This is a genomic window from Mesorhizobium sp. YC-39 (assembly GCF_025753795.1).
Lineage (GTDB): Bacteria > Pseudomonadota > Alphaproteobacteria > Rhizobiales > Rhizobiaceae > Mesorhizobium.
In genome coordinates, this window is record NZ_JAOWPS010000004.1 from 14,586 (window position 1) to 37,312 (window position 22,727).

The 22,727-nt window shown below is 62.4% G+C and carries 15 protein-coding genes; all 15 read left to right on the top strand.

Going from position 1 to position 22,727, the window contains the following annotated elements; genetic code table 11:
- Nucleotides 1-78 precede the first annotated feature (78 nt).
- The 15 genes from OHD62_RS21470 to OHD62_RS21540 all read left to right on the top strand — a co-directional run bounded on the left by OHD62_RS21470 (nt 79) and on the right by OHD62_RS21540 (nt 22,727).
- Entirely contained in the window at nt 79-1,203 is a 1,125-nt protein-coding gene (locus OHD62_RS21470) for an HlyD family secretion protein (protein ID WP_412177406.1), read from the top strand.
- Nucleotides 1,193-2,227, top strand: a complete 1,035-nt coding sequence (locus OHD62_RS21475) for a DUF2955 domain-containing protein (protein ID WP_263786890.1) — start codon at nt 1,193-1,195, stop codon at nt 2,225-2,227. The genes OHD62_RS21470 and OHD62_RS21475 overlap by 11 nt, the downstream gene beginning before the upstream one ends.
- 390 nt (nt 2,228-2,617) lie before the next feature.
- Complete coding sequence (locus OHD62_RS21480; RefSeq protein ID WP_263788496.1) at nt 2,618-3,958, top strand: DUF3300 domain-containing protein; 1,341 nt, start codon at nt 2,618-2,620, stop codon at nt 3,956-3,958.
- 24 nt (nt 3,959-3,982) lie between these two features.
- Nucleotides 3,983-4,939, top strand: a complete 957-nt coding sequence (locus tag OHD62_RS21485) for a DUF2950 domain-containing protein (protein ID WP_412177407.1) — start codon at nt 3,983-3,985, stop codon at nt 4,937-4,939.
- A gap of 261 nt (nt 4,940-5,200) precedes the next feature.
- Nucleotides 5,201-5,464 carry a hypothetical protein gene (locus tag OHD62_RS21490; protein WP_263786892.1) on the top strand — a complete coding sequence of 88 codons (264 nt, stop codon included), beginning with the start codon at nt 5,201-5,203 and terminating at the stop codon, nt 5,462-5,464.
- A gap of 279 nt (nt 5,465-5,743) precedes the next feature.
- Nucleotides 5,744-6,991, top strand: a complete 1,248-nt coding sequence (locus OHD62_RS21495) for an alpha/beta hydrolase (RefSeq protein ID WP_412177418.1) — start codon at nt 5,744-5,746, stop codon at nt 6,989-6,991.
- 153 nt (nt 6,992-7,144) lie between these two features.
- Nucleotides 7,145-8,155 (top strand): DUF4105 domain-containing protein, encoded by a 1,011-nt coding sequence (locus OHD62_RS21500; RefSeq protein ID WP_263788502.1) that lies wholly within the window; start codon nt 7,145-7,147, stop codon nt 8,153-8,155.
- A gap of 158 nt (nt 8,156-8,313) precedes the next feature.
- Nucleotides 8,314-8,517 carry a hypothetical protein gene (locus tag OHD62_RS21505; protein ID WP_263786894.1) on the top strand — a complete coding sequence of 68 codons (204 nt, stop codon included), beginning with the start codon at nt 8,314-8,316 and terminating at the stop codon, nt 8,515-8,517.
- Nucleotides 8,481-10,325: a mechanosensitive ion channel family protein gene (locus tag OHD62_RS21510; protein WP_263786896.1), complete on the top strand. Its 1,845-nt coding sequence runs from the start codon at nt 8,481-8,483 to the stop codon at nt 10,323-10,325. The genes OHD62_RS21505 and OHD62_RS21510 overlap by 37 nt, the downstream gene beginning before the upstream one ends.
- 541 nt (nt 10,326-10,866) lie before the next feature.
- Nucleotides 10,867-12,468 (top strand): ABC transporter substrate-binding protein, encoded by a 1,602-nt coding sequence (locus OHD62_RS21515; protein WP_263786897.1) that lies wholly within the window; start codon nt 10,867-10,869, stop codon nt 12,466-12,468.
- Between the two features lie 106 nt (nt 12,469-12,574).
- Nucleotides 12,575-14,506 (top strand): alpha/beta hydrolase family protein, encoded by a 1,932-nt coding sequence (locus OHD62_RS21520; RefSeq protein ID WP_263786899.1) that lies wholly within the window; start codon nt 12,575-12,577, stop codon nt 14,504-14,506.
- On the top strand, nt 14,503-15,468 hold the full coding sequence (locus OHD62_RS21525; RefSeq protein WP_263786901.1) for an ABC transporter permease: 966 nt from the start codon (nt 14,503-14,505) through the stop codon (nt 15,466-15,468). The genes OHD62_RS21520 and OHD62_RS21525 overlap by 4 nt, the downstream gene beginning before the upstream one ends.
- Nucleotides 15,465-16,307 carry an ABC transporter permease gene (locus OHD62_RS21530; protein ID WP_263786903.1) on the top strand — a complete coding sequence of 281 codons (843 nt, stop codon included), beginning with the start codon at nt 15,465-15,467 and terminating at the stop codon, nt 16,305-16,307. The genes OHD62_RS21525 and OHD62_RS21530 overlap by 4 nt, the downstream gene beginning before the upstream one ends.
- Nucleotides 16,304-18,151: an ABC transporter ATP-binding protein gene (locus OHD62_RS21535; RefSeq protein WP_263786905.1), complete on the top strand. Its 1,848-nt coding sequence runs from the start codon at nt 16,304-16,306 to the stop codon at nt 18,149-18,151. Before OHD62_RS21530 ends, OHD62_RS21535 begins: the two co-directional genes overlap by 4 nt.
- Before the next feature lie 181 nt (nt 18,152-18,332).
- The gene (locus OHD62_RS21540; RefSeq protein WP_263786906.1) at nt 18,333-22,727 is read left to right on the top strand and encodes a BTAD domain-containing putative transcriptional regulator; all 4,395 of its coding nucleotides are present in this window, start codon (nt 18,333-18,335) and stop codon (nt 22,725-22,727) included.

Sequence of the window (22,727 nt, forward strand, 5' to 3'; positions counted from 1 at the left end):
AGGTTTTCTGGGCCGAAGATGACAATCAAGCAAGCATTCGCCCATGGCGCGATATTAGTCTGACTGGGAGAAGATGCCATGGCATCCGACGCAACCGGGACCTCTCAAGACAACGCCGCTGACAGGCCGGATACGCCTGCGATGAAGGGCAACCCGCTGCGCCGGGTCGCGCTTGGCGTGCTGCTGCTGGCTTGCCTGCTGTTCGTGATAGCTGTCTTCATGGAAAGGCGCACGCCTTCTTCATCGCAGGCGACGGTCAGCGCCTATGTCGTCGGCATCGCGCCGGAGGTCACCGGCCGCGTCATCGAAGTGGGCGTGGCTGACAACAGCGGCGTGAAGCCTGGCCAGATGCTGTTTCGCATCGATCCGCAGCAATACGAGCTGGCCGTAGCAGAGGCTGAGGCTCGGCTTGCTCGGGTAGGCCAGACGATCGGCGCTTCGACCGCCTCCGTCGATGCCGTCCAGGCACGCCTCGTGGAAGCAAGGGCGATCCGCGACAACGTCCAGGAGCAGGCAAACCGGGCCATGGAGTTGGTCAAGCGCGGCGTCTATGCCAAGGCGAAGTACGACGAGGCTAAGGCGGCGGTGGACCAGGCAAATGCCTCGGTCGTCGCCGCTGAAGCGGACCTCAAGCAGGCGCAGGAAGAGCTTGGGCCAGCCGGCGCCGACAATCCTCAGCTGAAGGAGTCGCTGGCCGCGCTTGAACGCGCGCAGCTCGATCTCTTACGCACCACGGTCCTGGCGCCGGCCGAGGGCGTCGTCACCAACCTGCAGCTTTCCGTCGGAGGCGTTGTCGGCGCCGGCCAAAGCGCCATGACCTTCATCGACGTCGGCACGGTGTGGATCACCGCGGCGTTCAAGGAGAACAGCCTCGAGAACGTCGCAGCCGGCAACCACGCGGACGTCTTGTTCGATCTCTTGCCCGGCCAGGTTTTCAGCGCGACGGTCGAGAGCGTCGGGATGGGCGTAGCCCAGGGAAGTGTCGACCCCAAGACCGGGCTGCCGAAGATCTCCACCGAAAGCGGATGGGTGAGAACGCCACAGAGCTTTCCGGTCCGCCTGATCCTCGACGAGGGCAGGCCCAAGGGCGTGCGCTACGGCTCGCAGGCGAACGTGGTGATCTATACCGGCGACAATCCGGTGACCAACGCGATCGGCCGCATCTGGATGCGCGTGTTGTCGGTCCTGACCTATGTCAGTTGATGGCGAGCTTGCGCATGCCAATGCCAAGCGCAAGGGTCTGCGCATCGCGCTGGCTGTAGCCGTCGGCTTCACGTGGTCGGTTCTGTCGGGGGCGATCATCCCCTTTCTGGGACCATTGTTCGCGGCGCAGTTCCTGATCTCCAGTTCCCGCCCGCTGCAGCTGAAACAGGCCCTGGGAATGGCGATTCTCATTGTTGTCGCAGGCGCGCTTCTGCAGGCCGTCGCGGTACTGACAGGCGACCGGCCACCAGTCTTGCTGCTGCTGCTCGGGCTCGTCTATTTCGTCTGTTTCTACCTGCAGGCGAACGGCAAGGGCGGCGGCGCGATCTTTCTTGTCCTGGTGGTCGCCGTGATGGTGCCGCTGCTGACCGTGCTCAACCGCGATCTCGGCGATTCCATCCTGTCGATCCTTGTACAGGGCGTGGTCAATGGAGCGATCCTGATGTGGATTGCCCATGCGGTCATACCCGACCGAGGCAGCGCCGATGTTCAGGCCCCGGCTCCTGCGGCAAACCCTCGCGCTGCGCGCTATGCCGCCGCCAATGCCATCATTCTGCTGATCGCCATGCTCGCTTGCCTGACGCGGGACGGCCTCGCCACGGCGATCGTCATTCCGATCACAGTCGCATCGCTATTGTCGCAGCTCGACGTCAGCGCAAGCGCAAGGGCGGCCTTCGGCCTCGTCATGGTCAATCTCCTCGGAGGCGTGGCTGCATCCTTTGCGTTCGCATTGCTGCAGGTTCGCCCCACCACCCCCTCGCTGTTTGTCCTGGTGCTGCTTGCCGGCCTGGTGTTTGGCGGCCGCGCCGCGCTGAGCAACCCTGCCGCCAAGCTCTACGCGGGCGCGCTTACAATCTTCCTCATCCTGTTCGGAACGGGCGTCTCGCCGTTGCCGGGATCGGCAGCCGAATCTTTTGCCACGCGAGTCAACTACATACTGGTGGCCGTCGCCTATACGATCTTCATGGCGGCGTTGCTTTGGCCAGGACAGAGGCGCAGCGCTGAAGACAGGGTGCTGTCATGAAGTGCTCGTGACCGCTCGGCCCGTATGTCTTTTCGTTCCTCCTGGTCTCCTTTTGCTGTGTTCCGTTCCGCCGAAGCAGCCGAGCAAAGGCCTGGCCGATCGGGTCGAAGTCGCCGGTCAGGATGCCTCCTTCGACGCCCAAGGAGATCTCCTGGTTCGGATCCAGCCGGTCATCCTCGCCGCCCTCGAACGCCATTATTTGACGCGGACATTTGATCCGAAGATGGCCTCGACGTCGACTGCTCCGCTGGCAAGGTCTCCCGATTGTGCACGTAGCATACAGTTACTTACCTTCCGCGCCGGCAGGTAATGCGCCAACGTTGCATCAACCGCCCTGGACTTGGCGACGACGTCGCTGACAACCGGGGGACACAACCCGGGAGGATGACAATGCAGATCCAGTTTCCGCGCTGGCATGCTGGCGCCGTGGCCGTGATCGCGATGTTGATGTGCTCCGGTCAGATCTCTTTCACGGTTGCTCAGGATCAGGCCGCTGCTACTGATAGCGCAGCGGCAGCCCAAGCTCCCGAACCGCTCGACGAGGATGAACTCGAAATCCTGGTAGCGCGGATTGCGCTCTACCCCGATGAACTTGTCGCGGTAATTTCCGAAGCGGCGCTGTATCCACTGCAGATCGTGGAGGCGAGCCGCTTTTTGGATCAGGTCGCCAAGAAGGCAAGCCTGAAACCGAAGGAAAGCTGGGACGGCAGCGTCATCTCGCTGCTCAACTATCCCGAGATCGTCAAGATGATGGGTGATGATCTGGATTGGACTCAGACCCTTGGCGACGCACTGACATATCAGCAAAAGGACGTGCTGATCGCCATCCAGCAGTTGCGCGACAAGGCTGTCGCCAAAGGCGTGATCAAGACTGACGACAAGATCAGGGTTGTCGAGGAGAACGACAATGTCGTCATCCGGTCCGTCAGCGCGGACACGATCTATGTTCCGCGGTATGAGCCGGAAATGCTCTATGCCACCGACTATCCGGTTGCTCCGATCTCCTATTATCCAGACCCTTACCCAAGCTACTATTATCCCACTGCTCCCTATTTCGCGGCTTTCGTGACTGGCGCCGTTTGGGCAGCGGCAGTGGATTGGAATGACTGGGGTGTTTGGGGCGGCCGCTGGAACGGCAACGATATCGATATCGACTGCAACAATTGCTTCAACAACATAAACGGCAAGGTCAATTTCAACGACGTCGACTGGAAAAATGTCGACCGTTCGAAATTAAAATTCGACAGGAACCAATTCGCCAACTTCGACAAAACGAGCATCCGCGACCGGGTCAAATCGGACGATCGCAACAATATGCGCAACAAGGCGTCCGATCTCAAAAGGGACCGGATGAGTACGCTGGCCGGAAAATCCGGCAAGGTGAAGGACGTCCGCCAACGCGAAATCAGAGAGGGTTTGAAAAACCGGCCCCCGGCGTCAAAGCCGGATTTCAAAAAGCCAACCAGTAAAAAGCCTGCTTCGGTGCGAAAAAATGACCGTTCCGCGGTCAAGGCGTCCGGGAAGATCAATCGCTCGGTTGGTAAGCCGAAGCCGGCAATGAGAGTGGACAACAGACCGAGGAGTCCTTCGGGTCTTGGCAACGTCAGCTCCGGAAAACGTCAGCAGATTGCCTCCAACCGCGGTGCGAGGAGCATGGGCGGCGGAATTCGGAGCGGCGGTGGCGGCAACAAGATGGTCAGGCGCGGCAGCGGTGGCGGCCGCAGGCGTTAGAACTTTGGCGAGAGGAAACCGACCATGAAAACGTGCGTCCGCAGTCTTGTTCTACGTTCGCTGCTCGGTGCCGGAATGATGTTGAGCATTGGCGCGGGTTCCGCAGATTTTGCCAGCGCGCAGGAGGTGCAGAGCCTCTCGGACTACGTGGCCAAGAAAGATCCGCCGCTTTTCGATGATCCCTCAGCGGCTGTGGATGCGTTCAAATCGGTCCTGGCGAAGGATGATTTTGATGGACTGGCCGGACTGCTGGGGCTGGATGCCGCAAAGCTGCGGACAAGCGAAGGCGTGATGGATACCTACGCGCAGATCCGGCAAGGCGCTGCCAAGACGCTGATTGTGCGCGATCTTGGCGACCGCAAGGAACTCGACATTGGTGACAAGCTGTGGACGCTGCCATTTCCTATCACCAAGGGCAAGGACGGCAAATGGGCTTTCGATACCTATGCCGGCATCGAAGAGATCATCAACCGGCGCGTCGGCGAAAATGAGATCGCGGCAATCGAAACGGTCCGCGCCTACCTGGACGCTCAACGTGATTACGCCGCGGAAGACCGCGATGGCGATGGCGTGCTGGAGTACGCCCAGAAGCTGATCAGCGACGAGGGCCAGGCCAACGGGCTATATTGGCCGTCCGACGAGACCAATGGCGTTAGCCCGGCAGGCGATTTCATCAATGAGGCCGCTCTGGACAAGGCGAAGAAGGGCGATGGCTATTTTGGTTATCGCTTCCGCATCCTGAATGGTCAGGGCAAAAATATCGCCGGCGGCGCTTACGACTATGTCATCAACGGCAACATGATCGCCGGTTTCGCGCTTCTGGCCTGGCCTGTAAAATATGCGGAAACGGGCGTCAAAACCTTTGCGGTCAATCAGCAAGGCATTGTCTACGAGGCCGACCTCGGCCCGAAAACGGAGGCTGTGGCTGGCGCGATAAAGCAATTCAATCCCGGTGACAAATGGCAGCTGACAGGTGACTAGCTTCAATTTGAAACCGTACTACCTGCCGCCAGTTCCAACCTAGCCGCCAGAGGCCATTTCATGATCAACCAGAACTGGTGGTTCACAACCTACTGGTCAAACAGTTCCAATATTGCCCGCCGCTAAACCGGTCGAGTGCGACGTGCTGATCGTCGGCGGAGGAATGAGCGGCATAAGCGCGGCGGGGTATCGCTCATTGCAACGGGCGAGAAAGTCTTGCGAAAAGCAACAGAGGCGGTGTGGAAACACTGATATTGTAAAATGTGGAAGTCGCTCGTCGTCGCCATTGCTATTCTTGCCGTGGGTGGTTCGGCTTCGGCAGCCAGCGTGGTCAACAAGGACAGCGAGATACGCACGCTGATCGTGACACAAGGCGGCGTCAAGACGAAGCTGGCGCTGCACGCCGGCGAAGCCGCGGAATTCTGCCCGAACGGTTGTTTCGTCACCTGGCCCAATGGCGACCTCGAACCCCTGACGGGGTCGGAAACGATCGAGATTTCGGGTGGCATCGCCCGCATCAAGTAAAGTCGGCGGCATGAGGCATTTTAACCTTACCGCTCCGAGGCGAATCGTTACGACACATGCCGGCAGTTGCGCAAAACAGAGGATTCCGATACTTCATTTGGCAGTGTGGAGCGGCATGCCCATCAGTCCTCGGGGGCCACTATCGTGGCAATCTGTATCGACTGATCGGTTGGCGACAGGGCGGTACTAACCACCTTGTTGAGGTTGCACACTTGGGGGGGCGTTTTGAGCACCGGCGTTATAAGCAAATTAAAAGTCGGGCGTACCACCAATGCATTGCTGGCACTTGCATTGGTCGGCCTGCTTTTCGGCTGCGCGTCCCGCCCGACGAATGTCTTGTTGCCGGTGGCCGATACCTCCCCTTCCTCCAGCAAGGTGGAGATGCTGGTGGCGACGACCCGCAGTCGATCTATCAATCCGGCCGAAATGTATACGGGCGAGCGCGGACTGGCTCCCTCGTTCGCGGAAATTACGGTGTCGATCCCTCCGGCATCGGTCCGCAAGGTCGGCGAGGTCGCCTGGCCCAAGAAGCTGCCGTCGAACCCGGCAACCGATTTCGCGGTTGTAAGAGCCGAGGAAATAACGCCGGAGACCGCGAAGGGGTGGCTTAGCGCCTCTGTCAGGAAGAGCCCGGACCGCAGCGTTCTGGTCTTCATCCATGGCTTCAACAATCGCTTCGAGGACTCGCTTTATCGTTTTGCGCAGATCGCGAAGGATACGGGCACAGACAGCGTCCCGATCCTGGTCACATGGCCCTCCCGAGGCAGCGCGCTAGCCTATGGCTATGATCGTGAAAGCACCAACTACACACGAAATGCCCTCGAATTGCTGTTCCAGTATCTTGCACGCGATCCTGACATCAAGGAGGTGTCGATCCTCGCCCATTCGATGGGCAACTGGCTTGCGTTGGAAGGCTTGCGCCAGATGGCCATCCGCAATGGCGGCCTCCCGGCGAAGTTCAAAAACGTCATGCTGGCTGCGCCTGACGTCGATGTCGACGTGTTTCGCACGCAGATTGCCGACATGGGCAAACAGCACCCGCAGTTCACCCTCTTTGTCTCGCAGGACGATCGCGCGCTCAAAATTTCGCGACGGGTCTGGGGCAATATCCCCCGACTCGGGTCGATTGACCCGGAACAGGCTCCATACAAGGAAGAACTCGCGAGCAACAATATAACCGTCATCGATCTGACGAAAGTCAAATCCGGAGATCGTTTGCATCACGGCAAGTTCGCGTCGTCACCGCAGATCGTGCAACTGATCGGGGCGCGAATAGCCGGCGGCCAAGCGTTGACCGACAACAGGATAGGCCTCGGCGACACGATCGTGCAAGCGACGACCGGCGCGGCGGCGGCGGCCGGCAGTGCTGCAGGGTTGGTGATTTCGGCACCTGTGGCGGCGATCGATCAGAACACCAGGGAAAACTATGGCAATCAGGTCGAGAATTTAACCGGCTCTCCAAGCAGCCAGGCCAACAACGCCAATAAGGGTTGTACGTTGCGCGCGACTTCCAATGACTGCAAGTAGAGCGATTCCGGGCCAGGGCGGCAACGAGGCTTACTGATGCCCAATCTCGAAGTTGCTTCGAACGTTCCGTGAGGGCATTCAGATGGCAACGAGCGAGCCCGGCCGCACCCAAAGCGACGCCCCTTCGGTCCCGCATGGCTGGAAGGAGGAATGATGCGTCGCACCGCTCGGATCTCGCTCGCCATTATCCTTTCGCTTGCCATTGCAGTTTTAACCGCCTGGGCCGGATTTGCCATGTGGTATCGCCTGCCTGCGGGAGAGCTTGGTCGGGCTGTGGCCTGCGCCCTTTTCATCTTGTTCGGTCTCGCCACCGTCATCGCGCTCTTCAGTCGTTTTTACATCAGGGCGTTGGTACTGTTTCTCGCCGCGTTTGCTGCGGTTCTGGTTTGGTGGAGCACCATCAAGCCTTTGGGCGACGCCGACTGGGCGCCGGATGTTGCTCGTCAGGTAACCGGCACCCGCGACGGAAATCTGTTGACGCTCAAAGACGTGCGCGACTTTGAATGGCGCAGCGACACCGATTTCACCGAACGCTGGACGACGCGGACCTATGACCTGTCCAACCTTCAGACCGTCGACCTCTTCATGTCCTATTGGGCTGGACCGAAAATGGCCCATGTCATCTTGAGCTTTGGCTTCGCAGGTGGTGACTATCTTGCCTGGTCCATCGAGGTGCGGCGTCGTAGCGGTGGCGAGTTTTCGCCCATAGCTGACCTGTTCAAGAGCAATCCCCTGGTCATTATCGCAGCCGACGAGCGAGACGTCGTCGGCGTCAGGTCAAATGTTCGCGGAGAGGACGTCCAGATCTATCGCCTGAAAGCGTCGCCGGATGCGGCCCGGGCACTTCTGCTCGAGTACCTGTCGGACGCGAATGCTCTTTCCACGACTCCGGAGTTTTACAATTCGATCACGACGAACTGCACGACCACGATTGTCAAGATGATGCGAGCGGTCGGCGACACCGTTCCTTTCGACTGGCGCCTCATCGTCAACGGCTATCTTCCCGACTATGCCTATGCACGGGGTGCACTCGACACCCGCTTGCCATTGTCGACTTTGAGGGAGTTGGCCCACATAGACGACCGTGCGCGGAAGTCGGGCCTTTCGCCGGATTTTTCGAGATTGATCCGGGTTGGTGTGCCGTCTCCCCTCCTTGGCTATTGATCTGGGAGCGGCCTCGCGGATGCCCGGATCCTCTTGGCCTGCAAGGTTTTGCTCTTCCGGCCAAGTGCCGCGTCCGATGCCAGGAAGTCTCCTCGCAGCGTCAGCAAACCAGGCGGCCTGAAGACCGCCTTTCGCTCCAGGGGGCGGGGATTGAGCCGATGGCCGCGGATCATGTTGAATTCTCGGAACTTGCCACGCTGATCGTTGGTATGATGGCAAAGGGCCGGGCAGAAAAGCTTGAATTGTTCGACGGTTGGGCGCTGGATAGCGAGACAGCGGCGAGCGACCGCCGCAACTGGCTTGCGGGGCGCTGGAGGGGGAAATCGTGGACACGACAGCGGAAACGGACGTTACTTCTTTGATTTCAGGCTTCGAACAGTTCGCCGAGCGTTTCGTCTCCGGACTGTTCGCGCGGTTTGCCGCTCTGACCGACGTTCCCGTCGAGCTTGGAAGCCTGAGGGCCTCGCTTGCGGCCGGGGGAACATCTCTCCTTGGGCTCCTGTTCGAGATTGTGTTGGTTGTCGCGCTCGTCGCGGGCGTGTTCATCCTGCTCGCCCGGCTGTTCAAGAAGGCGAGTGCCAAAAGCAGTGCATGGCGCAGATTCTTCGCGGGCGTGGCTGCTACTGTGGTGGCGCTGGTGGTCGGTTTCATTGCTGCGCGGCTGCTGGCCGGTTCTGGCGTGCCTTTGCAAACCCTTCGCCTTTGGACGGTGGTGACCGTGCTCGGCCTCATCATCCTCGCCGCCGTCAGATCACTCTTGATGGCATCGCGGCGAACCGAGTTTACAGAGCGCTCCGTCCATATGGCGGCGCTCGTGCACGACCTCTCGCTTGCCATTGGCTTGGCGATCATCGGCGTCACGCTGATCGCGACGTTGCGGCTCTGGAGCGTCGGGCCGGCCTTGGGGGATCTGCTGCGAACAGGCTTGGGAATTCCGATCTACCTTCTGGTTGCATGGGCGGTATGGCGGCACAGACGCACCATGGCAGCCGCCGTCGCCGGTCCGCGCCCCAGAAGCCGCTGGCGCACCCGTCTCGCCAAAATGTGGCCGGGAATCGTGATCGCGTTCCTGATAATCACCTTTCTCAGCACTCAGGCCGCGCTGACCCTGGGAGCATCGCTTCGTGGGTCGGCCGTTCTGCTGACCGGGTTGGTGTTTCTCGCCGCGCCGCATCTCGACGCAATGATCGGGAACTGGGCGCAGCGCGGATTGGAGTCTCCTGACATCTCGATCTTGGCAGCGGCGGGGCGACAGACCGCCCGCTTCACCGTCGTGGCTATCATGATTGCCATGCTGGGAACGCTATGGGCGACACCGCTGGCTGCCGGGTTCGGCATAGATCTGCGAGAGGTCGCCAAGGGCGCATCCGGTGTGGCGCTGATCATGTTGGTGGCGGCGTTTCTGTGGAACGTGGTCGGCACAGCGACGGCTCGCGCCTTGCGCGCGGAGTTGCCCGCCGTAGGTGGTGACGAGGAGGCGCTGGGTGCGCCGCGTTCACGGCTGGGCACGCTGGTGCCTCTGATCAGCGCGGTCGGCAAATCGAGCATTCTGGCCTTGGCGCTGCTCTCGATCCTGGTGTCGATCGGGGTCAATGTCTGGCCGCTGATCGCCGGCTTGAGCGTGTTCGGGCTGGCCATCGGCTTCGGCTCGCAGACGCTGGTGAAGGACGTGGTCTCCGGGCTGTTTTTCCTGATCGACGATGCATTCCGCTTCGGCGAATACATCGAAACGTCAGGCGCCAAGGGGACCGTGGAAAAGATCTCGGTCCGGTCGGTTTCCCTGCGCCATCAGCGCGGTGCCTTGGCGACTATTCCCTATGGTGAGATTGGCAAGATCCAGAATTTCAGCCGCGACTGGATGATCGAGAAACTGGTCTTTCGCGTTGCATTCAACACCGATGTCGAAAAAGTCCGCAAGATTTTCAAGAAGATCGGCCAGGATATTTCGGCCAACCCGGAACTTGCTGGAGATCTGCTCGAGCCGTTCAAGAGCCAGGGAATTGCCGAGGTTGAGGATGGCACGCTGGTCATCCGGGCCAAATTCAAGGCGAAAGCGGGCAGAAACTTCATGATCCGCCGCGCCGCTTTGATCGCCGTGCACCAGGCATTTCAGGAACACGGCATTAAGGCCGTCCCAAAGCCACTGACATCTAATCCCGGAGCAGCCTGAGCATTCCGGATAGTCACGGCTACGACGTAGTCAATTGGCAAGTTTGTGCACTGGTGGTGGGACCAAGCGGCTCGATACCTAGCTGTTTGGGAAGGTGACAATTGAGTTCGAGTTCGTGGCGGCTGTGCGAGACCATGCGGAACGATACGAGAATAGTTCTGAATCTTACCCACGAAAAAGCCAATGAAATCAAAGTTCTTGTTACACCCTCCGGGCATGCCATTAACTAATTGATTTATATATTTTTTTGTTTTTCTGCATCATCCGGGATCGGTCGCTTAGATACCTATCCAGGGACCGTTGATATTCAGGTTTTGTCGGTTGTTCTTGGAGAGGTGATAAACGCGATAAGGTCAGCGAGGAAGCCGGAGGACTGAAGCCCGGACTGACGGCGCTCCATATACGGGGCCATTTCACCGCGTTTCCCTCCGGTCGCATAGGAGGTTTCATTGACTTGCGATACAGTCGATTAATTGCGTACAATACAATACAAGACAAGTTAGTCAGCCTGTGCGTCTCTATTCCAGAAACGGGGGAGCAAATGGCAAAGGGGTTCACTCGACGTAGCGTCATGATCAACGGGGTGGCTCTCACCGCCGCCTTCGTAATCACTGGGGCATTGGCGACAGCACCTTCGGCAAAGGCAGAAGAGCAGATCGAATCGATCACCTGGGCGCTACCCAGCATCCCCGACACACTCTTGGTTCCGCATGCCTGGTCGACCTATTCGGGTGCGATCATGTCGCTCGTCCAGGAAGGACCGCTAGCCTTCGGCGACGATCTCGCTCTTAAGCCCGCATCGGCCGACAAGTGGGAGCAGGTCGATTCGACGACGATCAAGTATCACCTGCGCAGCGGCGTCAAATTCGGCGACGGAAGTCCGCTCACGGCTGACGATGTCGTCGCCACCTTCGAGTACCACATGCGCCCGGATTCCGGTTCGCAACTCGCCTCCTTCTACAGTTCGGTTGCGACCGTCAAGGCGACGGCTCCGGATGAGGTAACCGTCACATTGAAGGCGCCGAACGTCCAGTTCGCCTATACGGCCGCCCACATGGCGGGTTTCGTCTTCAAGAAGGAACAGCTCGCAGACAAGAGCATCGGAACGCCCGAGGTCCTGCCGCTGGGAACCGGCCCCTACAAGCTTGTTGAATTCGTCCCGACAGACCATGTCGTCCTGGAAGCGCGCGACGACTACTGGGGGCCGAAACCAGTGGTCAAGCGGATCACCCTCCAGTCGATTCCAGACCGGCAGGCCCGGCTTCTCGCCATGCAGAACGGCGACATTGACGGTACCTTCGACCTCGCCATATCCGACGTCGACCAGTGGAAGGCGCTAGGCAACGTCGACATCGTCACCGCGCCGTCGCTCGGCATGTTCTCGCTGACTCTCGACCATTCGGCGCCGCCGTTCGACGATATCCATGTGCGTCGTGCCGTTGCCTATGCCGTGGACCGGGACGGTCTGGTCAAGGCGCTCCTCAAGGGAAATGGCGAGGCGGCGACGGCATTGAACCCGCCCGAGATGTGGTCGGGAGTTCTGCCTCCCGACGAGGTTCGCGCCTTCTATGCTACCTTGCCGAGCTACACGTTTGACCTGGCGAAGGCGAAGGCAGAGCTGGCTCAATCCAGCCATCCGAACGGCTTTGATGTGACCATCCCCGCACCGACCGCCGATCCCTACATGGTCAACATCATGCAATCGGTGGTGGAGAACCTGAAGCAGATCGGTATCCGCGCAAGCATTCAGGAGATCGACAACAACACGTGGCTCGCGCAGTACTTTAGGCACGAGAATCTTGGCATGCAGATCATGGCGTATTATCCGGACTTCGCCGATGCGGCCAACTATCCCTACCTATTCTTCTCGAGTGCGACGGCAGCGAAGGATGGCATGAACGCCTCGAACTTCAAGAATGCCGAAGTCGATGCGTTCCTGAAGACCGCCAACGAGCAGGCCGACCCGAAGGCGCGCGCCGACGCGCTGAAGGGCGTGTTCAAGATCGCCAACGAGGACGTTGCGCTCGTGCCGATCTTCTGGCCTGCCTCGGCGATGGCGATCAACAACAAGTACAAGCTCACCGGCTACACTGCCTTCTGGTACAATATCCCGTGGGCGATCCGGGGTTTTAGCCTGAAGTAAGGGAGCGCTGGGCCGCTGGGTCATGGCCGTTCTCATCGTTTTCGTCGCATCGACCGGCGCTCGTGCGCTCATGCGTCACCCCGAGAATTGCTGAAGGTGTCGGCAGATGGACTTTTTCGAAGCGAGTCTCGCACGACTTCATCAGCTGCGCTTTCCTTCGGATATCTCCTTCACCCGCGATGGCACGGCGGTCGTTGCCGCTGTTCGTCCCGCCACGCATGAGCCACGGCAATCCCCGCAGAGTCGCGTCTGGCGCTTTTCCCTGGATGGAGCAGAAGCGGTGCAGCTCACCGATGGGCCGGGCGGCGATGGCCTGCCGCATCTGTCGCCGGTCGACGGTATGCTGGCGTTTGTTTCCGATCGCGCTTTGCAAGGAAAAATGTCGCTGTATCTGAAGGACGATCGCGGCGAGCGGCCAATAGGGGACGTCCCCGGCACCATCGAGGACATGCGGTGGGCAGCCGACGGCAGGAGCCTGATCGTCATGGCCGCGGATCGCGGCCTCGACGGCGGCGCGACCAATGGTGCACAGCGCCTGACCTGGGGAGAGCCCGAGGATCCCGCGGTGACGAGCCCGGCCAATGCGCGCCGCCGCCTGTTCCGCGTCGGGATAGGCGACGGATCGACGGTCGAGGTCGGACCACCCGAGGTCAGCGTCTGGGAATTCGAACTTCTCGGCGATGATGCCGCCCTTGCGATCGTCTCCGCCGACCCCAGCGAGCGCGGCTGGTATCACGCCGAACTGGCTAGGATCGATCTTGCGACACGTGCCGCGACGATCCTGCACCGCTCGCGCTGGCAGCTCCTGGCCCCCGCGGTCGACCCGAGCGGCAAGCGCGTCGCCTTCCTCGATGGGTGGTCGAGCGACCGAGGCCTCGTCGCCAGCGAAATCAGCATCCTCGACATCGCCACAGGCGAGATCGTCACCGTCACCCCGAGCGGTATGTCGGGCATTACGTCGATGAAGTGGCGTGACGACGACAGCCTCTGGTTCACCGGCTGGTCGCGGCTCGGCTCCGTCTATGGTGTCACACGCCTCGACGGCAGCGTCGAATGGATGACGCAGGAGGATGCGATCATCGGCACGAACAGCTTCAGCGCCAGCATAACGACCGCGCCCGACAGGAAGGGTTTCGCAGCGGTGCGCGAGAGCGATGGGGCGCCGCCTGAAATCGTATTCAAGTCCGGCGCGAAGGCTTCCGCGTGGTCGGCGGTCTCCAATCTGAACGGTGACGTAGCTAGGGACTTCAATGCCTACCCTGAGGTCCGCGCCATTGCCTGGAAAGGGGCAGGTGGTGTTGAACTGGAGGGGCTGGTCCTGCTGCCACGCGACGGCGCCAAGGGGCCGAGGCCGACCATCGTGGACATCCACGGCGGCCCGAGCTGGGCGGTCAGGCACGCCTACAATCCGGGTGACGCGCTGCCATTCGCGACGGCCGGTTATGCCGTCTTCCTTCCCAACTACCGTGGCAGTGTTGGCTGGGGGAGGGCATTCGGCATGCTGAATATCGGTGACCCGGCGGGGGCCGAGTTCCAAGATATCCTCATCGGCCTCGACAAATGCGTCGCAGCGGGTATTAGCGACCCCGACCGGCTCGGCGTCACCGGCGTCAGCTACGGCGGCTATCTTACGGCCTGGGCGGTCGCGACGACCAACCGGTTCAAGGCCGCGGTGATGGTCTCCGGCATCGCCAACCAACTCTCCAGCCACTATTCCTGCAACCACGACTTCCATGCTTTCATCAACGGCGGGCCGCTGTCTGAGGAGCGCTATCGCCGGATTGCGATGGACCGTTCGGCGATCACGCGGCTCGACAACCCCACGACGCCGACATTGATGATCCATGGCGAGGGGGACCGATGCACTCCGCTCGGCCAGGCGCAGGAATTATATGCTGCGCTCCTTGAGCGCGGCGTCGAATCCGAGCTGGTCGTTTATCCACGCGAAGGCCATGGCCTGCGCGAACGCGATCATCAGCTCGACGCATGGCGCCGCACGATTGGCTGGTTCGACCGCTATCTCGGGTCGCCCCGGTGACGGGCTCGAGCGTCGTCGTCTTCGTCATGCGGCGGTTCGCAGTGGCGATCCCACTCTTACTCGTGATCTCCTTCGGCGTCTTCGCGCTGGTCCATATCGCGCCCGGCGATCCGGTGCGCTCCCTACTCGGCGCGCGCGCGTCAGACCCGGCAACGCTCGCCGCCATCCGCGAGCGCTATCACTTGGACGATCCATTCCTCGTACAATACTTCAAATGGCTGTGGCAGGTGGCCCAAGGCGATCTGGGTGTCTCCATCCAGGGCAATCGGGCGGTGACGAGCACCATCGCGGATCGGCTCGGCGTCACCATCTTCCTGAGCTTGATGAGCACCGTTCTCGTTCTCGGCCTTGGCGTCCTGCTTGGAGCGGTCGCCGCTTTCCGCCACGGCACGCGGCTCGACCGGGCGGTGGTCATGTTCGGGGTCTTCGGCATCAGTTCACCGGCCTTCGTCACCGGCATTTTCCTTCTGTATGTCTTCGGCGCCTTGCTGCACTTGTTCCCGATCTTCGGTCCGGGGACCGGATTCCTCGACCGTGCCTGGCACCTGACGCTTCCCGCGCTTGCGCTTGCGATCTCGGTCATGGCCATCGTCATCAAGATCACGCGCGCGGCGATGATCGAGGAACTGGACCAGGACTACGTCACCTTTGCGCGGGCGCGGGGGCTGAGTTCGCGGCGCATCACGTTCGCCTACGTGCTCAGGAACGCCCTCATTCCCGTGGTAACGGCCGCAGGGCTCATCGTCGTCGGGATCGTCGCCGGCGCGATTTACGTCGAGGTCACCTTTTCCTTGCCAGGTCTCGGCGCCTTGACGGTTGATGCGGTCCAGAAGCGCGACATCCCGACGATCCAAGGCACCACACTGCTCTTCTCTGTCTTCGTCGTGCTGGTCAACCTGGCGATCGACGTGATCTACATGCTGATCGACCCGCGCATCCGCTTCGGCAGAGTTGAGTCATGAGCGCCCCAACCATCACCGAGACGCGAAAGACGAAGCTGCCGCGGCGCCTGCCGATCGTCATTCTCATTGCCGCGCTGATTATCACGGGGGTGGTGATCTGCGCCGTCCTTGGGGAGGGCATCGCTCCCTATTCGCCTTTCCTGCAGCGTCTTGGGATCGGCGATACGCTACCTTCCGCCGCCCACCTTGCCGGGACGGACCTTCTCGGCCGCGATGTCCTGTCACGAGTGATCTACGGCGCGAGGACGGCCTTGGTCGGCCCGGTCGTCGTCGCCGCCGGAGCGTTCGCGATCGCGACCCTGCTTGGCCTTCTCTCGGGCTATCTCGGCGGCCTGGTCGATTCGGCGATTATGCGCTGGGTGGATTTCATGTTTGCGCTGCCGGGACCGCTCGTGGCTATCGTCGTCGTCGGCGTGGTAGGCGGCGGATACTGGACCGCCGTCTTCGTTCTGATCGTCCTTTTCACGGCCCCCGATACGCGCATTGTGCGGAGTGCGGTCCTTGAGCAGCGGCCGCTTCCCTATATCGACGCCGCACGCACGCTCGGCATTTCGAAGACGCGTATCCTGTTCGTCCACATCCTCCCCAACGTGCTGCCGATCATCCTGGCGTATGTTGTCCTCGACTTCGCCTTCGCGCTGGTCAATCTCGCCGGGCTGTCGTTCCTTGGCCTTGGCGTTGAACCCGGGACTCCCGACTGGGGTCGGATGCTGTTCGAGAACCGCAATATCCTCTTCTCCAATCCGGTTGCGCTGCTCCTGCCCGCGGGAATGATCATCCTTACCGCGGTCAGCATGAACCTCATCGGCGATTGGCTGTTCGCGCGGTTTGCAAAGTGAACACGGCCGTGGTGGGCGCGGGTCAGGAGGGTCCGCTCCTCAACGTCGAGGGGCTGGTGATCTCACACGGCGCGGTGCCCATCACAGCCCCCTTGAACATCGCAGTCGAGCGGGGCGAGACCATTGCGATCGTCGGCGAATCGGGGTCCGGGAAAACGCTCACCGCGCGAGCGATCGCCGGCATATTGCCGCCGGGTATAAATGCCACAGGCGCTGTCACGCTCGACGGCATCCCCTTGTTGCGGCTTGCCGAGAGGGAACTCCGCAAGATCCGCGGGTTTCGCGTGTCGATGCTTATGCAGGATCCGTTTACGATGCTCAATCCGCTCATGCGATGCGGCGACCACATCAACGAGATGTTGCGCGGTCGACCCGAATTCGCCTCGCGCGCTGCGCGCGCGGCAGAGGTGAAACGCCGCCTCGCGGAAGTCGGCATCGTCGACGAGGATGTAGCCCGCCGCATGCCATTCCAGCTGTCGGGCGGCATGTGCCAGCGCGTGGCACTTGCCGCCGCCCTTGCTCGCGACCCGGAGCTGCTCATCGCCGACGAGCCCTCGACGGCGCTCGACGTAACGACCCAGGCGGAGATCATCAGGCTGCTGCGGCGTGTCCAGCGCGAGCGCCATATGAGCCTCATCCTCATTACCCACAACCTGCGGCTCGCATTCTCGACCTGCGAGCGCATCTATGTGCTCTACGCCGGCTCGTTGCTCGAAGTCGGCGACGCCGCCGCCGTCGAGCGCCAGCCGTTTCATCCTTACACCCTGGGACTTCTGCTGTCGGAACCGCCGGCTGATATTCGCGTGCCACGGCTTGTCGCAATCCGGGGCTCCGTGGCGCGCGCGGCCGATGTGGTCGACAGCTGCGGTTTCGCCGACCGCTGCGATTGGGCAAAGCAGATCTGCCGCGCCGGCAAGCCGCCGCTGGTGGCCCGCGATGCGAGCCGGTTCACCGCATGCGTTCGCCAGGACGAGATTCAGGGCGAGCTCGATGCGCTGCGCACGGCGGCGCTGTCAGCGGCACCGATGACGCTGCGCCCGGACCCAACCGAAGGGGCACTCGTCCGCGTCGACGCGCTCGTCAAGACGTTCGTCGGGGCGCGGGGCCGCCCGATCCGCGCGGTAAAGGACATATCGCTGCGCATCATGCCGGGTGAAAGCGTCGGTCTCGTCGGCGAATCCGGCTCGGGCAAGACCACGCTCGGGCGCTGCCTCGTCGGCCTCGAAACACCGACAGCTGGTGACATCAGCATCGACGGCATCGCGGCAGCGGATTTTGACGCCATGGCGAAAGCCGACCGCGCCCGCGTACGCCGGACAATCCAGATGATCTTTCAGGATCCGTATTCGACACTCAATCCGAGGCACAGCGTCGGCCAGGCGCTGAGCGAGGCGCTCGGGGCCTCCGCGGGCGCAACCAGCCCGGCGACGCCTGATCGGATCGCGGCGCTGCTGGCGGATGTCGGCTTGTCCGCCGCGTACGCCACGCGCCGTCCGGCGTCGCTCTCCGGCGGTGAGCGTCAACGGGTCGCCATCGCGCGCGCACTTGCCGTCAAACCGGCGGTCCTCGTCTGCGACGAACCGGTATCGGCCCTCGACGTCTCGGTGCAGGCGCAGGTGCTCAATCTCTTCAAGCGCCTGCAGGCTGAGCACGGGCTGGCATATCTCTTCATCACGCACGACCTTGCTGTCGTCCGCCAGATCGCCGACCGCATCTATGTTCTCTATCTCGGTGAGATCGTCGAGGAGGGCCCGACGGAGCGGGTCATCGGCGACCCGCAGCACCCCTATACGCGTCGCCTCATTGAATCGATCCCCCGCTCGGCCAACCAGCGTGCGCCGTGACGCCTCCGCGTGCGCCGTCCCTTACGGCCAGTGGAGAACGCAAAGATCAGGACGGTCGTGAGCAAGGCCGTTCTGCGGGTCGTCGTTTTCACCCTACTCCGATCGCCGGGTGTGATCGATTGCCCGGTGGTGGGGTCGTGCGCTACAAAAGACCTATCGGGGTGTTTGCAGGAAGGCGGTAATGGAGTACCGGGTGCTCGGTCCCCTGGAGGTCCGCGACGGCGACCGGTTGCTGCTGCTCGCCGGGGCGAAGCAGCGGGCGCTGCTGACCCTGCTGCTCCTGAACGCAAACCGGGTCGTCTCGCGCGAGCGGTTGATCGACGATCTCTGGGGAGACAAGCCGCCGGAGGCGGTAACCAGCGTCGAGGTGTACGTTTCGCGGCTACGGAATTTGCTCCCGCCGGAAACGTTGCGCACACTGCCGTCCGGCTACCTGCTCGAAGTCGAGCCGGAGAGCGTCGACCTCTTCCGCTTCGAGCGACTCGTCGCGGAGGCGCGGCAAGCCGATCCCGTACGTGCGTCGCAACACCTGGACGAGGCGTTGAAGCTCTGGCGCGGGCCGGCGCTGGCGGAGTTTGTCGGCGAGCCATTCGCGCAGATCGAAGGCGGCCGCCTCGACGACCTGCGCGTCGAGGCGCTCGAAGACCGGATCGAGGTGAACCTGGCGCTTGGCCGCCACGCCGACCTGATCGGCGAGCTTGAGGTGTTGATCGCCGAGCACCCCCACCGCGAGCGCTTGCGCGGCCAGCTGATGCTCACGCTCTACCGATCGGGACGACAGGCGGACGCGCTGGAGGCGTACCGTGACGCACGCGCCATGCTCGACAAGCTCGGGCTCGAGCCCAGCGCCTCCCTCCAGCAGCTCGAGAGACAGATCGTCAATCACGACGAGGAGCTCGACGCGCCGCCGAGGCTGCATCCGGTCGCGTCTGGTCCCGCCGAGCCGCAGGCCGCGCAGCCCCCGCCCGAACGACGGCGCGTGACGGTGCTGTTTGCCGCGCTTGCCACGACGAACGAGGCGGACGAGGATCAGGAGCGGACGGCGGCATTGTTCGACCGTCTCCACGACGAAGCCGCGGCCGAGATCGAGGCAGCAGGAGGAGAGGTCGACAAGCGTCTCGTCGGCGCGCTGCTGGCGACGTTCGCAATGCAGGACGATCACGCAATTAGGGCGGTCAGCGCCGCTCTCGCGACGCGCAACCGGCTGACGCACGCGTTCGGCGAGACGCTTTCGCTGCGGATGGGAATCGAGAGCGGCGAGGTGATCCTCGGCCGGCCGGGCTCGTTTGCGATGGGTGCACCGGTCACAGCGGCCGCACGACTTGTCTATCTGGCGCGGCCCGGCGACGTCGTCGTCGGCTGGCGCGCTGCAGCGTCAACCGCCGGTGCATTCGAGTTGCAGAAGCTAAACGGTTCCTACGTGCTTGCCGGAGCGCTCGCGTCACGGCGAACGGCCGGCCCCGTTCCCGAGGTGCGAAAGACGGTCACCGTCCTCTTCACCGACGTGGTCGAGTGGACGCGGCTGAGCCGTGAGCTCGACGCGGAGCCGCTACGCCGTATCCAGGAACGTTTCTTCGTAGCGATGAGGTCCGTGGTCGAGCGCCACGGCGGCATCGTCGAGAAATTCATCGGCGACGCCGTGATGGCAGTTTTCGGCGTTCCGTTCGTGCGTGAGGACGATGCGCTGCGTGGGGTGAGGGCCGCCGCCGAGATGCGTGCGTCGCTCGCGATGCTCAATGAGGATCTCGAGGGCATCTACGGCGTCCGGCTCACGAGCCGCATAGGGGTCAACAGCGGCGAGGTGATTGCAGGCGATCCCGGTGAGGGCCACCGGTTCGTGACGGGAGAGGCGGTGAATGTCACCAAGCGCCTCGAAGAGGCCGCTGAGACGGGTGAGATCCTGATCAGCGAAGCGACGTACCGGCTCGTCCGGGATGCAGTCGTGGTGGAGCCGATCTCCGATCGCGAGGTGAAGAGGGGTGAGACCGTCCAGGCTCTACAACTCGTCGAAGTCCTGGCGCGTGTCCCCGGGCGCGTCCGCCGGTTCGACACGCCGCTGGTCGACCGCAAACAGGAGCTTAGCTCATTTCGAAGCGTGTTCGCAAACGTCCATGGGACTCGAGCTTGTCATCTGCTGACAGTGCTGGGCTCGGCCGGAGTCGGCAAGTCGCGACTTGTGCAGGAGTTCGTCAGCGAGGTCGGCGCCCACGCAACGGTGCTGCGCGGCCGCTGCCTCTCGTACGGCGAGGGCATCACATACTGGCCGCTGGGCGAAGTCATGCGGGAGGTTGTCCGCGTCGAAGGGTCCGCCGACACTGAGCTGTCCACCGCTGCGCTCGCGGAGTTGCTATCCGGCCAAGAAAAGGCCGCCCGGATCGCCGAGTTGATCTCGGAAGCGCTCGGGCTCGGCGGCACCCCCGCGATCACCGGGGAAGAGACATTCTGGGCGGTACGAAAGCTCTTCGAGACGCGTGCGCATCGTCGCCCGCTCGTTGTCGTCTTCGACGACCTTCAGTGGGCCGAGCCGACGTTCATCGAGCTCGTCGATCACATCGCCGAGCTTTCGCGCGACGCGCCGATCTTGCTGATCTGCACGGCGCGTCCGGAGATGCTCGACACCTATCCCCGCTGGGGCGCCGGCAAGCTCAACGCAACATCGATGCTGCTGGAGCCGTTGAGCAATAGCGACTGCCGACGGCTGATTGCGAACAGGCTCGGCGTGCCGCTCCCTGCCGCCGTCGAGACGTGGATCGCAAAGGCCGCTGGCGGCAACGCACTCTTCGCCGAGGAACTGCTGGCGATGGTGGTCGACGACAAACACCTCGCGGATGACGGCCGGTGGGTCGGCACCGACGACGTATCCGTTCTCCGGGTCCCGCAGACGATCAACTCGCTCCTCGCCGCGCGGCTCGAAAGCTTGCCCGTCGAGGAGCGCGAGCTTTTGGAACGTGCGTCGGTCGAGGGCACAGTATTTCACCGCAGCGCGATCGGCGCACTCGCGCCGGAGTTGCGCGATTACTCTGTCGAAGACAGTCTCGCGAAGCTCGTTCGCCGCGATCTGATCCGGCCAGACCGCTCGATCCTTGCCGATGGCGAGGCGTACCGCTTCAGACATCACTTGATCCGCGAAGCTGCCTATGAGTCGCTCCCGCAGCAGATTCGTGCGGAGATGCATGAGCGGTTTGCCTCCTGGCTCGAGCAAAAGGCGGGCGAGCGTGTGCGTGAGTATGAGGAGATCGCCGGGTACCACCTCGAGCAGGCGTACCGCTATCGGACCGCGTTCAGGGCCGTCGACGCCCACGCGGCTTCCCTCGCAAGCGGCGCTGCCGAGCGGCTCGAGGCCGCCGGCCGGCGGGCTCTAGGGCGTGGCGACCTTCCGGCGGCGATCGGCCTGTTCGAGCGGGCGAGGGATCTACTTGCTCTCGATGAACCGAGGCGAGCCGCACTGCTCCTGGACCTCGGGGCGGCACTGATCGAGGTCGGTAGGCTGCCCGATGCCGACATCGTCCTGGCGGAGGCGAGGCAGTTGGCCGCTGCGGCCCAGGACGAATGCGCCGATTCGCGCGCGCTGGTGCAGCAGCAATTCCTGCAGCTCCTGCACGCTACCGAAGGAGGTACCGAGGAGGCCGAACGGGCGGTGCAACAGGTGATTCCCGTGTTCGACCGCTGCGACGACCACTCCGGCCTCTGCAGCGCCCGCCGGCTCGAGGCTTGGCTGCATTGGAATGACGCGCGCGCCGCGGACGCGGCTAAGGCCTGGGAGCTGGCGGCGACCCACGCCAGCCTCGCCGGTGACGACCATGCGCGATCCGAAATCCTTACCTGGATCGCGTCGTCGCTCTGGTTCGGTCCCACGCCCGTCCTCGAAGGCATCCCCCGCTGCGAGAAGATCCGGAGCGAGGTCAGCGGTCATCTCGAATCCGAGGCTCTGGCCCTTCGTCATCTCGGCGGACTGCATGCGATGAACGGGAATTTCGAGCTGGCCCGCTCGCTGATGGCCGCCAGCAATGCCGTGTTTGACGACCTAGGTCTAACCCTGAACGCGGCGACGTCGCACAACGAAGCGGTGATGGAAATGCTGGCGGGTGACCCTGCGGCTGCCGAGACCAGCCTTCGAGTGGGCTTTGACGCCCTGACGCGGATGGGCGAGCAGGCCTTCCTTTCGACAACGGCCGCGTTCCTCGCGCGAGCTGTCTTTGATCAGGAACGGGATGACGAAGCCGAGGAACTTGCGCAACTCAGCGCCAGCCTGAGCACGACCGGCGACCTGCTGACGCAGGTTCTCTGGCGGGGCGTCCGGGCGCGGATCCTGGCGAGGCGCAGCCGGCTGGCAGAGGCCGAGACGCTCGCTCGAGAAGCCGTGTCGCTGGCGGAGCGGACCGACTTCCTCGTCCACCACGGAGACACGCTCGTCGACCTGGCTCACATTCTCCAGGGCGCCGGACACGAACAAGAGGCCGCGGCAGCCGCCGCCGAGGGATTGCATCTCCACGAGAAAAAGGGCAATCTCGTCGCTGTCAGGAAGATCAGATCCCTTTTCGACGTTTCGCTATTCGCGGGAATTAGAGAGTCCTAG